Origin of the sequence: Methanoculleus methanifontis (genome assembly GCF_030464365.1) — an archaeon.
Taxonomy (GTDB): Archaea; Halobacteriota; Methanomicrobia; order Methanomicrobiales; family Methanoculleaceae; genus Methanoculleus; species Methanoculleus methanifontis.
Genome location: NZ_VCYI01000007.1, coordinates 60,229 through 74,997 on the forward strand (window position 1 = coordinate 60,229; position 14,769 = coordinate 74,997).

The following is a 14,769-nucleotide window of genomic DNA, read 5'->3' on the forward strand; positions in this document are numbered from 1 at the left end:
TGAATCGCAGCAAAATTCACAGTATATATTGGTTTTATAAGCACTTATATTGTATGGCTCTGAGAAATCCTCTGATTTGAGGATATCCTGCAACTTTACGATTAGATGGGGCTCCGATGCAGGTGTGCCCGGGAAGCCCCGGTTATGGACGGAGAGCATACGCTCCCGTTAATCGTATTTTCCCGTATCCGGATCGGGTATCCCGAGTTCTTTGTCGACCGCGATCGCGAGCCGGTTGAGAACCCGTTTCACGTCGGCCGCATCTTCCTTGTCCAGTGTGCCGGGCTGGTGCCAGATCACCTGTTTGCGGAGCCGCTCGACGAGTTCCTCGATCTCGGTTCCCCGGAACTGCTCCGGCACCATGAAGTCGTTGAGATGATCTGCGGCGCCGTAGAACGCTCGCTCGGGAGGCAGACCGAAGTGCCGTGAAAGCAGCATCAGGTTGACGACGAACCCTCTGCCGAATTCGCTCTTTGGGGGCATACTATCCCTATACATCGCCGGGGAATATGAACGATCTGGTTTTTCTCGTATGTCGAAGGTGTCCCGGGAAACGGTTCCGGGTCTGCGATGTTGCTCATGCTTCTGCATTTGCATTCGGTTGTCTCTTTTAATTGCACCTGGCACGGATTTCGAGGGGGCTGCGCACTTCGCACCTGGCGGTGCTCACGCTCACTGTGTTCGCGCCTCTAAGCCTCACGGCCTCTCGTGCTCCCGCCCCCGCACCTGACGGTGCTCAAGCTCCTATCCTACGCGCAGTCTACATCCCGTGCACGGCTTCCCAGTGACTATCGCCATTTGGGGAGGGGCTGACGGGGAGGGGGGAATATTCCCCCCTCCCCTGTCCCCACCCCCCTGCGTGGCGATAGCCACCACGGTCCACTGGATCGGGCTTTTCCTCGCTATAGTTGCATTGTTGTCGTTGGTATCCCGGAATCGCTTTGACGAGAAGAGGTAATGCCTGCAACACGCAAGTAAGCCATTTCAGGCTCTGGACGCTTCAACAGGGACCGAATTTGATTGGCAAGGTAACATCGCACTCACCTACGGCTGCCCATAGATCAGCACCGTCGAAAGCACGATGAAACCCAGCGTCGCGGCGAAGAAGACGGTCTCTCCGGTGCGGAGGGGTTTTTTCCTGATATACAGACTGGCGTTTGCCCCGTATCCCCGGCAGAGCATGCTCGTGTAGGTGCGCTCGCCCTGCTCGTAGGACCGGATGAAGATCGTCCCGACCGTGTAGCCTACCTGGTGCAGCCGGTATTGATAGGGGAGGGTGCGGTCGAGGGGATCGAAACACCGGGTCGCCATTGCGGTCCGTATCCTCGTAAACATCTCGGCAAAGACGAAGATGTAGCGGACCGTCATCACGAGCGTGAGGGTGAACTCCCGGGGCAGGCCGAGCCTCCCCGCCGCCTCGATCATGTCCTGCATCTTTGTCGTCGACGAGAGCAGGATGATGAACGATACGCTGACGACGAACTTCACGAGGAGGATCGACGCGAACTCCACCGACTCCGCGTAGACCTCGATCCCGAAGGGAAGGGTCGCAACTGTATGGAAAACATCGTAATATGGATTTTTTACGAATACTTGGAACGCGACCAGGAAGATGCCGAACAGCAGGATGAGCGCGAGCCTTTTCAAATAGATAACCGGTGAGAGGCGCGATGCGGCCCAGAGTACGGCGACGAGAGCGAAGAGGACGGCACCGACCGCGTAGACCCTCGTCGAGTACGGCACGGCTACGATGGCCACGATGGCGGCGAGGGCTATGAGGAGTTTTATCCGTGCATCCAGCCGGTGGATGATGCTTGTTCGGTAAGCATACCTCTCGATGAAGTAGAGGTCGTCGATCATGCTCTTCTCACGTAGGCGTCGAGGAACGACTTCTTCGCGTCCTCGTAGGTGTAGGCCATCTCGATGGCGACGCCGTTCTCCCGGAGCGACCGGATCAGTTTCGGTATGGGCGGCACGTCGAGCCTTGTCCGGGTGAGGAGTTCCGGCCGGGTGAAGACCTCTTCGACCGTCCCGGAGCCCACGATCGTTCCCCTATCCATTACGTAGATGTAGTCCGCCATCTCCGCAACGAGGCCGAGATGATGGGTCGAGAAGACCACCGTCATACCGTACTCCTCGGGCAGCCGGTTGACGAACGCCACGAGATCGGCGACACCCTGCGGATCGAGCCCCGCGGTCGGTTCGTCGAGCACCAGCACCTGCGGCTCCATCGCGAGGATGCCGGCAATGGCAACCCGTTTCTTCTCGCCGCCCGAGAGGTGGTGCGGCACGCGCTCGCGCAGGTCCTCGATCCCGAGGAGGTGCAGGGCCTCCTCGATGCGGTGGGTGACCGTCTCGTCGTCGAGACCGAGGTTCGTCGGGCCGAACGCAACGTCCTGCTCCACGGTGGGGGAGAAGATCTGGTCGTCGGGGTTCTGGAAGACAAGCCCGACAAGTTTGCGCACCTCGCGGACGTTCTCCCTCGTGATAGGCTCGCCCCTGACCAGCACCTCGCCGGACGTGGGTTTGAGGATGCCGTTGAAGTGCTTGAAAAGCGTGCTCTTCCCTGCACCGTTCGGCCCGATGACGGCGATGCGGGACTTTCGCTCCGCAACGAAGTTCACGCCCTCGAGGGCGCGGACGTCGCCGCGGTAGATATGGGTGAGGTCGCGAGTCTCGAGCAGGTGCATGATGGCAAAATGTGGGTTTTCAGGTATCTAGTTATCGGGCCGTGCGGAGACCCTGGCAACGGTGAATACCAGCACCAGCGCCAGAATCGTGCCGATCACGGCCGCAAGCATTTATCCGGGCTTATCCATGCCGGGGATGTTGTAGTCTGGTATGAACGCTTCGTACGAGAAGTCGTTCTCGGTCGCGGCGATTGCCTGCTCCTCTGCGGTGCCGGCGGCGACCACGGCGACCACGGCGACCACCGGTATCTTCTCCTCTCCCACCGAACGCCGTGGCCACCGCCGGGCGAGAGCGATGAAGATGAGGGCGATGACCCATTGGTATAAATGCGTCAGGATATGCTCAGTGCACCTGATTGTATTGCTTCTTTGTGCAAATACTGTCAGGCAATACGCCAGCATCAATCAGTGAGAATCCGGCGTACCCCTGATGCGAAAAGTATGCCCATTGCCCTGGCCAATGCGGGTTTCAGGGCGAGTTTGCGGAGCAGGGTGCCCGGCCGATCCATGTCGCCGTGCTCCACGATCGTCCTGATGAGGTCCGGGTTGTCGAGGGCCCGGCAGAGGCGGTCGATATCCTCCGGGGTCATCTTCTGCCGCATGCGAAGCGCCTTCATCCCGATATCGAGTTCTTTCCCGAAATCATCCTTCCAACGCCGCTCGTAGTCGCGGAGGCTCCCGTCGTCGAACGCCCCGCGCGCTACGCACTCCGCCGCGACGGCGGCGGCGTGTTTCGCCGACCGGATGCCGGTGTAGACCCCTCCGCCCGACGTGGGCTTCGCGAACCCCGCCGCGTCGCCGACGAAGAGTGCCCGGCGGCCATAGGTCTGCGGCATGACTCCGAGCGGGATGACTCCGCTCGCGAGGTGGAGCGAATTTTGCCCGTACCGGGAGATGAACCGGTCGAAGTGGTCTTTCGCGTGCTCCCGGGCACAGAGGCCGATACGTGCCCGGGTCGCCGAGACCGGGATCACCCACCCGAAGAAATCGGGCGAGGCGTTGGGGTGGAGTTCCACGTAGCGCGGGTCCATCTCGTGGGGAACCTCCGCCTGCACCCCGGCGAGGTAGAGCACAGGGCGCTGCAGGCCAAGCATGCGGGCGACGGAACTCCGCGGCCCGTCGGCGGCGATCAGGAGGCGGAACGGGATCTCCTCGCGCCCGCGGACGCCCCGGGTCAGGAGTGAGGAGCCGCTGATGCCCGACGCGCTGGTCTTCAAGCGGAACTCCACCCCGGCGTCCGCCGCCTTTTTTGCCATCTCCCGGTCGAGGAGGCACCGGTCGACGACGTAGGCCTTTGTGACCCCCGCATCGAAGAGGAGTTCCCCCCCAAGACCCGAGACCATCCGGGCGCCGGTCACCTCGTTTGTGATCGGGCGTTTCGAAACATCGCATTCGGTAAAAGCAGATGCGGAGAGCAGTCCCGCGCACTGCACGGGGTAGCCGATCGTTCCGTGCTCCTCGATACAGATCGTCTTGAGCCCCTCCTCCGCGCACGCCCGCGCCGCGGCGCTCCCGGCAGGCCCCGCGCCCACAACGACAACATCCCAGACCAGAGTATCATGCCCCACACACGTGAGTTTCCGGTGCCGGTTGCCTGTCCCTGTGGTGCAGGCCGGCGGGCCGGTTCCTGAGTAGAGTGGACGTTCGGTGACTTAAAAGGGAGCGGATGGGGTGGGGACGTTACATGTCACATCCAGGCATGCGATCCATAGGGAGTGCGACGCCTGGGAACGCAATAGACCGGTCGCCCGAAATAGGGGGAGGTCTTCGTTTTTTTGTGGGTATTAGCGGGAAGATAAACCGTGGGAAATCCCGTAGAGTGGATCTTGGGAATATCGCCGTTGGGGGGTGGGGACAGGGGAGGGGGGGCATGCCCCCCTCCCCGTCAGCCCCTCCCCTATGGCGATATCCAATGGAAATCCGTGTACTGGGGTTTGCAATGTTCCAACGAACGGCTGGAGTATATAGGCACAACCCCCTCTGGTCCCTCGCTGCACGGCTCTCCACATGGCCTAGAGAGGTGCGATCGTGTGCCCCCCGCCCCCGCACCTTCGGTGCTCCTGCTCCGTTCCGTCGGAACGTCGCACCCTCCGGCCCATCGCACCCCATGGCCCGCCAACCTCGTCTCCACAGCTGCGTATTTGACGGATCATGCCCCAAGTAGTACGAAATGCCTGATATACGGGAGTTCAAGTGGAAGCAGTGCCTGATCGTGCGCGGCGACATCAAGATGAGTTGCGGCAAGAAGTGCGCGCAGATCGCTCACGCCGCCATCGGGGCATATGAGAAGGCCGACAAACTTGCGAGGAAGGCCTGGTTCGACGAGGGGCAGAAGAAGGTGGTGCTGAAGGCTTCGGCCGAGCGGCAGCTTTTTGAACTCAAGACGATCGCGGATCGGGCGGGCATACCCGCGTCGATCATCCAGGACGCCGGGATGACCGAGATCCCGCCGGGAACCGTGACGGCGCTCGGCCTCGGCCCCGCCCGCTCCGAAGACCTCGACCGGATCACCGGAGACCTCTCCCTGCTATGATGCCCTCACCCCATCCTCTCGAGCAGGACCTCGGGATGCGCTACTACGCGTCCGATGCTCCCGGTATCGGCGGGCGGCTCCGGGCCAGCCCCGCCGACTTCGTCGTCGATGAACTCCCGCTCCCGATCGCCGACCCGGACGGCCCCTACCTCATCTGCAGGCTCACCAAGACGAACTGGGAACTCCAGCGGGCGGTCAAGGAGATTGCAAAGCGGCTCAGCGTCAGCCACCGGCGGATCGCCTGGGCAGGGACGAAGGACAAGAACGCGGTGACCACCCAGCTCATATCGATCTACAACCTCACGCCGGAGGCCGTCGGACAGGTGCACCTTGCGGACATCTCGCTCGAGGTCGTCGGGCGGTCGCAGCACGCGCTTTCCCTCGGCAGCCTCGCGGGCAACCGGTTCGATATCGTCATCCGCGACTGCATCGAAGACGGCCTCCCGGCGCGGGTGCAGGCGGCGACGGAGGTGGCGTCCACCGGGATACCGAACTACTACGGGCTGCAGCGGTTTGGCGTCGTCCGGCCGGTCACGCACCTGGTCGGTGAGAGGATCCTCAAGGGCGACTACGAAGGCGCCGTGGTCACGTATATCGGCCGGGCCTACCCCCGGGAGCCGGAGGAGGTCGGGCGCGCCCGGACGCATTTTGCCGAGACCCGCGATGCACGAGCGGCGCTCGCCGACCTCCCCGTCCGGATGACCTACGAGCGAGCGATGGCGAACCACCTCGTCGCGAACCCCGGCGACTACGCCGGCGCGCTCCGGGTGCTCCCCCCGAAACTCCTCTCGCTCCTCGTGAGCGCATACCAGTCCTACCTCTTCAACCGCGCACTCTCTTCGCGCATAGACGCCGGCATGTCGCTCACCGAGCCTGAACCTGGCGACCGGCTCCTCTTTTCAGGCGGCCGCGAGGATATCGTCTCCGTGCGGAACCGGCAGGCGGCCCTGATGCATGTTCGCCGCGGTCGGTGCCGGATCGCCCTGTTCATCCCCGGAGCCGAACCGGTAGTATCGCACGGGCCGATGGATGAGATCCTGCAGGAACTGATGACCGAGTCGGGCATCGATGCCGGGGACTTCGAACGCGCCTCCCGGTTCGTGAAGACGGCGTTTGCCGGTGTTCTGAGACCGATCAGCCTCTCCGCCGACGTGGAGACGGACGTGTCCGGTGTGGACGTCCGGCTCAAATTCACGCTCCCTCCCGGCCACTACGCGACGACGGTCTGCCGGGAGTACATGAAGGCCGATCCGTACGTGATGATCTAGGCTTCAGTGTCAAAAAAGGATTATTCGTGGGGGACTAGGTGGAATACAACACGTCCCACTCGGTGACCAGGTTGCTCCCGCACATGAAGTGGCGCTTTAAGGAGAGCCGGAACATCTCATCTTCGGTCTCGATATGCATGCCCCCGACGAGCGACGGGGTGTCGGCGCCGCCGACGATGAACGGCAGGTGAATCAGGCGTATCTCGTCGACGAGGCGGTGGTTCAGCATCGACCAGTTCAGCGTCGGCCCTCCCTCGATCATCATTCGGTCGACGCCGTAGTCTCTTTTCAGACTGCTCATCAGTTCCGGCAGGTCGACGTCTTTCTCGCCAACGACGACGACGTCGACGCCGCGTTCGCGGAGCCGGGCAACATTCTCCGCCGGCGCGGCCTCGCTGACGGCGACGACCGTTTTTGCGTCAGGCCCGAGGACGTTTGCGTCCGCCGGGATATCCGCCCGGCTGCTCGGAATGACGCGGAGCGGGCTTTTTCCCTCGACTAGCCTGACCGTCAGGAAGGAGTTGTCGATCCTGATGGTGTTTGCCCCTACCATGATGGCGTCGTATTCCGCCCGGGTCCGGTGAAGGAGGAGTTCGGTTTCAGGAGCCATATACTTCATGAGGATCTTGCTCGAAGCCCCGCGTTTCAGGGTGAGTTTCCCGTCGACGGTGATCTCCGACATCATGAGCACGTGCGGCCTGTCGTGTTCTGGCATTGGAATTCGTTCCCGGTGATCTATCTGGCGGGAGCGTTTATGAATTTGGTGATTTTAGCCCGTAAACGGTATTCCGGGTGAAGTGTTGCGCTCTCGTCCATCAGAGCAAAGGTTAAACTCCTTTCGAGCAGATAAAATATGCGATGAATATAACCTCCCTGCGGCCGAAATTCATCAAATATACGGAGCCAATCGCGTCGTTTTTTATACGGCTGGGTGTTACGCCGAACCAGGTCTCGGTGCTCTCCGTGCTCTTCGGTTTTTCGTGCGCACTTGCCTTTGCCGGTCGGCACTTCCTCGCAGGCAGCCTGCTCCTGTTCGTCTCGGCGATCCTCGACCTGGTGGACGGCAACGTCGCCCGGAAGAATCACACTGAGAGCCGGTTCGGGGCGGTCTTCGACTGGATCGCCGACAAATACGTCGACGCGGCGGTCATCCTCGGCGTGGGGTTCTCCGGCATCCCCATTGTCAGCCATCTCATCGACGTCCCGCCGGTTGCCGACTTCGGTGTCGTGGGGCTGGCGCTCGCGGGATCGCTGATGAACACCTTCATCAAGCCGGTCACATACGCGGAGATCGGGTATTCCGAGAGGATCGCCGGGAAGATCGAGGATCCCCTTGAAGGAGTCGGTTTCTTCGGCAGGCCCGAGACGATCCTCGTGCTGGTTCTCGGCGGCGTGACCGGACTCCTCTGGGTCTCGGTGCTCCTCATCGCGGTTTGCACGAACCTCTCCGCGATCCAGCGGGTCTTCTACCTCTACCGGCGGTATTCCTGACCGGCTCGCAGATCTTTTTTGGGCCTTGAGGAAGCGTGGCGGATGGGCGTTGCAGCCCGCATCCCGACGCTGCTCAAACTGTGCCCCTTCAACTTTCGCGGCTTCGCGTTCTTCGAAGACCTTCGGTCTTCTCAAACTCCGGATGTCCCATCCGTCGCACTTCGCGTGAGGCCGTATCATCGCCTATAAACTGTTAGCTCACGCGAAGTGCGACTGGCCGAAGGGTGCGACTGCCGGAACGGCAGGAGCATGAGAAAACGCGAAGCGTTTTCGGGGCAGGAGCATGAGAAGACCGAAGGTCTTCGAAGAACGACACTCAGGATGCGGCTGCCGGGCACTTCCCGCCCGGCATCAGCGTTTGGTCTTCCCAGCATTTGGCCGGACAATCCGCTCCACTTCGTCGCGGTAGAGCCGGTAGAGGTTCTCGGCGAGGGTGCCGAGCTGGGGCAGGATCATGAAGAGAGCGTACGCGAGGATCACGAGAAAGATGAGCGCCCCAAGTTCTGCCATGACGTTGTGCGCCCAGAAGAAACTCTCGTACCCGAATTCACCGTTGCCGGCGATATCGGGGAGGTAGGGGAACCACTGTTCGGTGTAGGCCGTGATCACGAAGACGTTCCGTACGATATTGAGGATGTAGATCGTCGGGAAGACAATGAAGAAGCCGGCGATCTTCTGCTTCAATGTCGACTGCACGCCCCAGGCGACCCCGAGCATGATCGCGATGCTCTGGATGCCGGTGCAGGCAAGGATGATCTCGGTCTGGAACCCGTTGCGCTCCATCAGGTTCCAGGCCTGGAAGGTTACGGGGTAGCCGACCGCTGCGAGCGCCGCCGAGGTCTGGTCGGAGACGACAGCAATCAGCCAGTCCCCGAGTGCAGGTATGTAGCCGAAGGGAGCGTAGATCAGGAATGCTACGGCAGCTATCGTCGAGATCTGCATCACCCGGGGGTCATCACGGAGCAGGTATTTTCCGGTGATGTAGAGGAAGGGTACCGAGAGGACGGCTATCGCCGGGTACATGAAGTTATTGAGGGAGAAGTAGTGGGGGAGTTCGAGGAAGAGATATCCGACGATACTTGCCCACCCGCCGAGTGCAAAGTACTTCCTGAACCTGCCCGGGATGAGAAAGACGAGAAAGCAGATGCAGGAGATCAGCACCAGGTAATCCTTCATCCTTTACCCTTCGGCGTATCCGGCTATAATTATTTGTGCACCAGTTCAGCCCGGGTCGCCTGTCGTGCAAACTGATCGTGCGGCATGACCAAGAATTAATTGCGATTGCCGCCCTATTCATTATAATGATGTTCTGTCCACAGTGCAAAGGTCTGATGATATCGTCTGGTGGTCAGCTGAAATGCAAAAAATGTGGCTATATTCGGGATATTGATGACTCGGACCGGTTAAAGAAGACAGACAAACGCGTGGAGAAAGAGATCACCATCGTCGACGAAGAGGACAAGATAGCGACCCTCCCTACCGCGACCATCAAGTGCCCGGAGTGCGACTGCACGACGGCTTTCTGGTGGCTGCGACAGCTGCGTGCGGCGGATGAGAGCGAGGTCAGGTTCTTCCGGTGCACCGCCTGCGGCAAGACCTGGCGCGAGTACGATTAGGCTGGAGCCGTTTAATTGATGTTGCCCCTTTAGGGGCGTATTTTTCTTCCGATCGCGGTTTGTACTATGTAGCGGCATCTGTCCCGCGAACCCATTTTCCTACAGGTTCCACTTTTCACTCGCGCATCACATTCTGCTTTCGGGAGCCACCTGTTGTTCGCCTGCATCGTTCTCAGGGATTCTGCGGCGCGCGGGCCCGTTAGGATGCCCGCGTCCACGAGCGCATCAAGTATCCACAATGTCCCGTGGCATTCCCCTCCTCCTGGTGCGGTCCCGGCAATCATTCCCGGCCACGACCGCTCTGCCGAATCCGTCCTCTCAACCAGAATGTTGATATATAATATACATTATTAATAATGTATAATTGAGGTACACGGATGGCGGAAAATTTTGATATCAAACTCGAGGAGGCGAAGTACTATACCCCCCAAGCCCACTGCAGGGAACAGTCCTGGATCGGGGACTACAACCAGGCCTACCAGGAGTTCCTTGCGGACCCTGACGGGTTCTGGGACTGCGTCGCCAGAGAGTTAGAGTGGTTCCAGCCCTGGGATCGGGTGAAGGAATGGAACTACCCCTACGCCAGGTGGTTCCTCAACGGCAAACTCAACATCACCCACAACTGCCTGGACCGCCACGTCTACGATCAGCGGCGCAACAAGGTCGCGATCATGTGGCGGGGAGAGACCGAAGAGGAGGAGCGGATCCTCACCTACCGCCAGCTCTTCCAGGCCGTCTGCCGGTTCGCAAACGGCCTGAAGCGTCTCGGTGTCGGGAAGGGCGACCGCGTCTGCATCTACATGCCGGTGGTGCCCGAACAGATCGTCGCCATGCTCGCCTGCGCCCGGATCGGGGCGATCCACACGGTCGTCTTCGGCGGGTTCGGCGTCAGTGCACTCAACCAGCGCATCACGGGCACCGATGCAAAGGTGGTCGTCACCGCCGACGTCACCTACCGGCGCGGTAAGGCAATTCCGCTCAAGAATATCGTCGAGGAGGCGGTCGTCAACGCGCCCTCCGTCGAGCGGATCGTCATCCTCCGGCGCGACGACGACAAGCCCGTGGAGCTCCACCCTGAGATGGAGGTGGACTACTACAACCTGATGGAGGGCGTCGAGCGGGAGTGCCCGGCCGAACCGATGGATGCGGAAGACCCACTCTTTATCCTGTATACGAGCGGCACCACCGGATCCCCGAAGGGCATCGTCCACACCTGCGGGGGCTACATGGTCGGCACCTACTACACCACCCGCAACGTCTTCGACGTCAAGGACAACGACATCTACTGGTGCACCGCCGACCCCGGATGGATCACCGGCCACAGTTACGGCGTCTACGGCCCGCTCCTGAACGGCGCCACCTCCCTCATCGCCGAGGCCACCCCTGACTACCCGGACCCGGGCACCTACTGGGACCTCATTGAGGAATACGGCGTCACCATCTTCTACACCGCCCCGACCGCCATCCGGATGTTCATGCGGGTGGGCGAAGAGTGGCCGAACCGCTACAACCTCTCGTCGCTCCGCATCCTCGGGTCGGTCGGCGAACCGCTCAACCCGGAAGCGTTCGAGTGGTACTACCACATCATCGGCAAAGGCCGGTGCCCGATCGTGGACACCTGGTGGCAGACCGAGACCGGGATGCACATGGTGACCACAATGATCGGCGAGCCGATGCGTCCCGGATTCGCCGGAAAGCCGATCCCGGGCGTCGTCGCGGACGTCGTCGATATGGCGGGCAACCCGTGTCCGCCGGGCACGGGCGGCCTCCTGGTCGTTAAGGAGCCCTGGCCGTCGATGATGCGGACGATCTGGAACGACGACGAGCGGTACTGCAAGTACTGGAACACCATTCCCGGATGCTACACCGCGGCCGATCTCGCGGTGAAGGACAAAGACGGCTACATCATGGTGATCGGGCGCTCCGACGATCTGATCGTCGTCGCCGGGCACAACATCGGGACGGCCGAGGTCGAGAGCGCGCTTGTCTCCCACGAAGCCGTGGCGGAGGCCGCCGTCATCGGGAAACCCGATGCCCTAAAGGGGAACAGCATCAAAGCCTTCGTCATCCTCAGGAACGGTCGCGATCCGGGTGAGAAACTGAGAAACGATCTCGTCTACCACGTCAGGATGACGCTCGGTCCCATCGCCATCCCTTCCGAGATTGACTTCGTCGAGTCGCTCCCCAAGACCCGGAGTGGTAAGATCATGAGGCGAGTCTTAAAAGCACAGGAACTGGGTATGGACCCGGGTGATATATCGACCCTGGAGGAGTAGAAAACCAACTCTTTATATACCTTTTTTAAGCATGCTATATATATGAATGAGCACAGACCAGAGGAGTCCCTCAAGATAGAAAATATCGTCGCTTCCGCGAAAGTGACGGAATCCCTTGATCTGCCTTCTCTTGCGTCCCGGCTGAAGGACGCGGAATACAATAAAAAGCGGTTCCCCGGCGTCGTTCTCCGGATGCAGGACCCGAAGATCGCCGCGCTCGTCTTCGGTTCCGGTAAGGTCGTCCTGACCGGTGCGAAGAGCATCGACAGCCTCTCGCGCGGCCTGGATATCCTCGCCGACCAGTTGCGGGCGCTCGGCATCGACATCCCCGAGAACCCGGAGTATAAGATCCAGAACATCGTCACATCCGCAGACCTCGGGACGCCGATCAACCTCAATAAGATTGCCGTGGGCTTCAACCTGGACAAGATCGAGTACGAGCCCGAGCAGTTCCCCGGGCTCGTCTACCGGCTCGACGATCCCAAGGTGGTCGTCCTCCTGTTCGGGTCCGGCAAACTGATCATCACAGGCGGCAAGGTTCCTGAGGATGCCCAGCGTGCGGTACAGCGGATTCTCTCCGAACTATCCAGTCTCGGTCTTATCTGAAACCCGTTCGATAGCCCTCCTTTTTTTAAATGATTATAAGGGCCTCCGGGCCGTTGGTGCCCCCCAAGGGCCGTTTCGGATCCCGACGGAACCGGGTAGCCACTGTTTTACCGGCCGGTGACTTGACCGCTGTCTTTTGGCCTCCCTGCCATCCCGTTCGCCATCTCTCTTCTCCGGAGAGCGCCGTCTTACTGCCTACGAAAGGGCGATCCGGTGAAGAAAAGACCGTTCTCACAGGTTTGATGGTTCATCTATTCACTTAAAACAAACACAATCGCCGGATCTCCCATTGAAATAATAATATTTTTATAGTTAGATTTAAAACAATAGATAACTATCTGATGGTGAATGGATGAGGTCCGATAAGGTACGGTATTTTACACCACGCGATGAAGAACTCGCCGAACTCCTGATGGGTATCGGTATCAAACGAAACGTCTCCAAAGTGCTCGTATACCTGGCAAATACCGAGGAAGCGACATCCCGGGACATCGAGCGCGGCACCGATCTCCGCCAGCCCGAAGTCAGCATCGCCATGCGCTACCTCAAAGAATGCGACTGGATCGATACCCGCGAGAGCAAGTCGGAGAGCAAGGGAAGGCCGGTGAAGATCTACACGCTCTCGCGCTCAATAACGGAGATCATGGATACAATCGAGAAAGAAAAGAAGAAGGAAGCCCGGCATCAGTTAGACCTTATCCAGAAGATGCGGGAATGCATCTCAATGCAGTGACACGACACTGCAACCCGTCTCCTCACCGACAATAACCGTTATCTTTTTTCCGTAGGCACAGAACAGGCCGCACTCCAGTGCACCGGGGATCGAGGCGATCTCTGCCTCCAGGTGTCCGGGGTCCGCGATCGTCCCGAAACTGCAGTCGACGATGAAGTTGCCGTTGTCGGTGACGACCGGTCCGTCTTTCTTCACCCCTTCCCGGAGGACCGGGTCGGCGCCGAGCGCCGCAATCCGGCGCGAGACCGCCTCCACGGCGAACGGGAGCACCTCGACCGGCACGGGCGCGTCCAGGGTCTCCACCATCTTTGTCCCGTCGACGACGATGACCGCTCTTTGTGCCGCGTCGCAGACACACTTCTCCCGCAGAAGCGCGGCTCCGCGCCCCTTGATCAGGCGGAGAGCCGGGTCGATCTGGTCGGCGCCGTCGATGGCGATATCGAGTTCGGGGTGCTCGTCGAGGCTCGTGAGGGGGATGCCGTACCGGCGTGCCCGGATGGCCGCCTGGTAGGACGTCGGGACGCCGGCAATGGCAAGCCCGTCCTCTGCTATCCGCTCGCCCAGCCGTTCCATCGCGAAGAAGACGGTCGACCCGGTGCCAAGCCCGACGACCATCCCGTCCTCGACCTCTTCCGCCGCCCGGTAGCCTGCGTTCCGCTTTGCTGCACTCATGCTGTACTCTTCTCCTCCCGTTCAGATATGCATGCCGTCGAAGATGGCCTTGAGTTCGTCCGCGGCGGCATACGCCGTGCAGTCGAGGGTGATCGGCGTGATGGAGACGTTGCCCCTCTGCACCGCGTGCACGTCGGTGCCCTCCTCCGCATCCTCGTACAGCGGCCCGTCGATCCAGTAGTAGGGACGGCCGCGCGGGTCGAGGCGCTCCTCCACGCCGGTGTAGAAGAGTTTCTCGGCAAGGCGGGTGATCTCGTATCCGCCGCGCACCTGTGCCGGGATATTCACATTGATGACGTGAGCTTTTCCAGGGAACCCGTTTGCAAGCACCCTCTCGCAGGTCTCGCGAACCACCCGCTTCGCGTCGGAGTACCGGTCGGTGATCCGCGAGGGGTCGTCGAACTTGTCGCCCTGATCCTCCACCTGGAGCGAGAAGGCAAGGGACGGCACCCCCTGGTTCGACGCCTCGAGCGCGGCCCCGACGGTTCCCGAGGTCATGATCGACTCGAACGAGAGGTTCTCGCCGATGTTGACCCCGCTGACCACGAGGTCGGGGTTCAGGTGCAACGCGAACAGCCCGATGATCACGGCATCGGTCGGTTTCCCGCCGACCGAGTAGGCGGTCACGCCGTTCATCGTCACCTTTGTCGCGCGTATCGGCTCGAAGATGGAGATGGACCTTCCTACGGCGCTCTGCTGGGTGGCGGGCGCGACCACGGTGACGTCGGCAATCGGCGCGAGCGCGTCGTATGCCGCCCAGAGTCCCGTAGAGGTTATCCCGTCGTCGTTGGTGAGCAGAATCTTGGGCTTCATCCTTGTCTATAGGGATGGTTTCCGCGCATCAAAAACCTGCCCGATCGTCAGGGTCAAGTTCTTTGTAGCTA

General features: G+C 60.7%; 16 protein-coding genes. 7 read left to right on the top strand and 9 right to left on the bottom strand.

What is annotated here, in order from left to right; translation table 11 throughout:
• Positions 1-168: 168 nt before the first annotated feature.
• The 5 genes from FGW20_RS06675 to FGW20_RS06695 form a co-directional block, all read right to left on the bottom strand.
• On the bottom strand, positions 169-483 hold the full coding sequence (locus FGW20_RS06675; RefSeq protein WP_301677309.1) for a hypothetical protein: 315 nt from the start codon (positions 481-483) through the stop codon (positions 169-171).
• Positions 484-1,044: 561 nt separating this feature from the next.
• Positions 1,045-1,860 (bottom strand): cobalt ECF transporter T component CbiQ, encoded by an 816-nt coding sequence (cbiQ, locus tag FGW20_RS06680; RefSeq protein ID WP_301677310.1) that lies wholly within the window; start codon positions 1,858-1,860, stop codon positions 1,045-1,047.
• Complete coding sequence (locus FGW20_RS06685; protein ID WP_301677311.1) at positions 1,857-2,690, bottom strand: ATP-binding cassette domain-containing protein; 834 nt, start codon at positions 2,688-2,690, stop codon at positions 1,857-1,859. The genes cbiQ and FGW20_RS06685 overlap by 4 nt, the downstream gene beginning before the upstream one ends.
• A gap of 111 nt (positions 2,691-2,801) precedes the next feature.
• Complete coding sequence (locus FGW20_RS06690; RefSeq protein WP_301677378.1) at positions 2,802-3,092, bottom strand: hypothetical protein; 291 nt, start codon at positions 3,090-3,092, stop codon at positions 2,802-2,804.
• A complete protein-coding gene (locus FGW20_RS06695; protein WP_301677312.1) occupies positions 3,092-4,258 on the bottom strand; it encodes an NAD(P)/FAD-dependent oxidoreductase in 1,167 nt (388 codons plus the stop codon). The genes FGW20_RS06690 and FGW20_RS06695 overlap by 1 nt, the downstream gene beginning before the upstream one ends.
• A gap of 602 nt (positions 4,259-4,860) precedes the next feature.
• Between FGW20_RS06695 and pth2 the strand changes: the two genes are divergently transcribed.
• Both pth2 and truD read left to right on the top strand, forming a co-directional pair.
• On the top strand, positions 4,861-5,223 hold the full coding sequence (gene pth2 / locus FGW20_RS06700) for a peptidyl-tRNA hydrolase Pth2 (RefSeq protein ID WP_301677313.1): 363 nt from the start codon (positions 4,861-4,863) through the stop codon (positions 5,221-5,223).
• The gene (gene truD, locus FGW20_RS06705) at positions 5,220-6,491 is read left to right on the top strand and encodes a tRNA pseudouridine(13) synthase TruD (protein ID WP_301677314.1); all 1,272 of its coding nucleotides are present in this window, start codon (positions 5,220-5,222) and stop codon (positions 6,489-6,491) included. The genes pth2 and truD overlap by 4 nt, the downstream gene beginning before the upstream one ends.
• Positions 6,492-6,525: 34 nt before the next feature.
• On the opposite strand, the gene FGW20_RS06710 is transcribed toward truD, so the two are convergent.
• The gene (locus FGW20_RS06710; protein ID WP_301677315.1) at positions 6,526-7,206 is read right to left on the bottom strand and encodes a RibD family protein; all 681 of its coding nucleotides are present in this window, start codon (positions 7,204-7,206) and stop codon (positions 6,526-6,528) included.
• A gap of 143 nt (positions 7,207-7,349) precedes the next feature.
• On the opposite strand from FGW20_RS06710, the gene FGW20_RS06715 reads away from it, so the two are divergent.
• Positions 7,350-7,982: a CDP-alcohol phosphatidyltransferase family protein gene (locus FGW20_RS06715; RefSeq protein WP_301677316.1), complete on the top strand. Its 633-nt coding sequence runs from the start codon at positions 7,350-7,352 to the stop codon at positions 7,980-7,982.
• 351 nt (positions 7,983-8,333) lie between these two features.
• Here FGW20_RS06715 and artA read toward each other — a convergent pair whose 3' ends face one another.
• Entirely contained in the window at positions 8,334-9,158 is an 825-nt protein-coding gene (gene artA, locus FGW20_RS06720) for an archaeosortase A (RefSeq protein ID WP_301677317.1), read from the bottom strand.
• 125 nt (positions 9,159-9,283) lie between these two features.
• On the opposite strand from artA, the gene FGW20_RS06725 reads away from it, so the two are divergent.
• From FGW20_RS06725 to mreA, 4 genes are all read left to right on the top strand, one after another.
• A complete protein-coding gene (locus tag FGW20_RS06725) occupies positions 9,284-9,598 on the top strand; it encodes a transcription factor S (protein WP_301677318.1) in 315 nt (104 codons plus the stop codon).
• 377 nt (positions 9,599-9,975) lie between these two features.
• A complete protein-coding gene (gene acs, locus FGW20_RS06730; RefSeq protein WP_301677319.1) occupies positions 9,976-11,874 on the top strand; it encodes an acetate--CoA ligase in 1,899 nt (632 codons plus the stop codon).
• 42 nt (positions 11,875-11,916) lie between these two features.
• Entirely contained in the window at positions 11,917-12,480 is a 564-nt protein-coding gene (locus FGW20_RS06735) for a TATA-box-binding protein (RefSeq protein WP_301677320.1), read from the top strand.
• Positions 12,481-12,832: 352 nt separating this feature from the next.
• The gene (gene mreA, locus FGW20_RS06740; protein WP_048113275.1) at positions 12,833-13,213 is read left to right on the top strand and encodes an MreA family transcriptional regulator; all 381 of its coding nucleotides are present in this window, start codon (positions 12,833-12,835) and stop codon (positions 13,211-13,213) included.
• Here the strand turns inward: mreA and rpiA are convergent.
• Entirely contained in the window at positions 13,202-13,885 is a 684-nt protein-coding gene (gene rpiA, locus FGW20_RS06745) for a ribose-5-phosphate isomerase RpiA (RefSeq protein WP_301677321.1), read from the bottom strand. The genes mreA and rpiA overlap by 12 nt on opposite strands.
• A gap of 21 nt (positions 13,886-13,906) precedes the next feature.
• On the bottom strand, positions 13,907-14,698 hold the full coding sequence (gene surE, locus FGW20_RS06750) for a 5'/3'-nucleotidase SurE (protein ID WP_301677322.1): 792 nt from the start codon (positions 14,696-14,698) through the stop codon (positions 13,907-13,909).
• Positions 14,699-14,769: the final 71 nt, after the last annotated feature.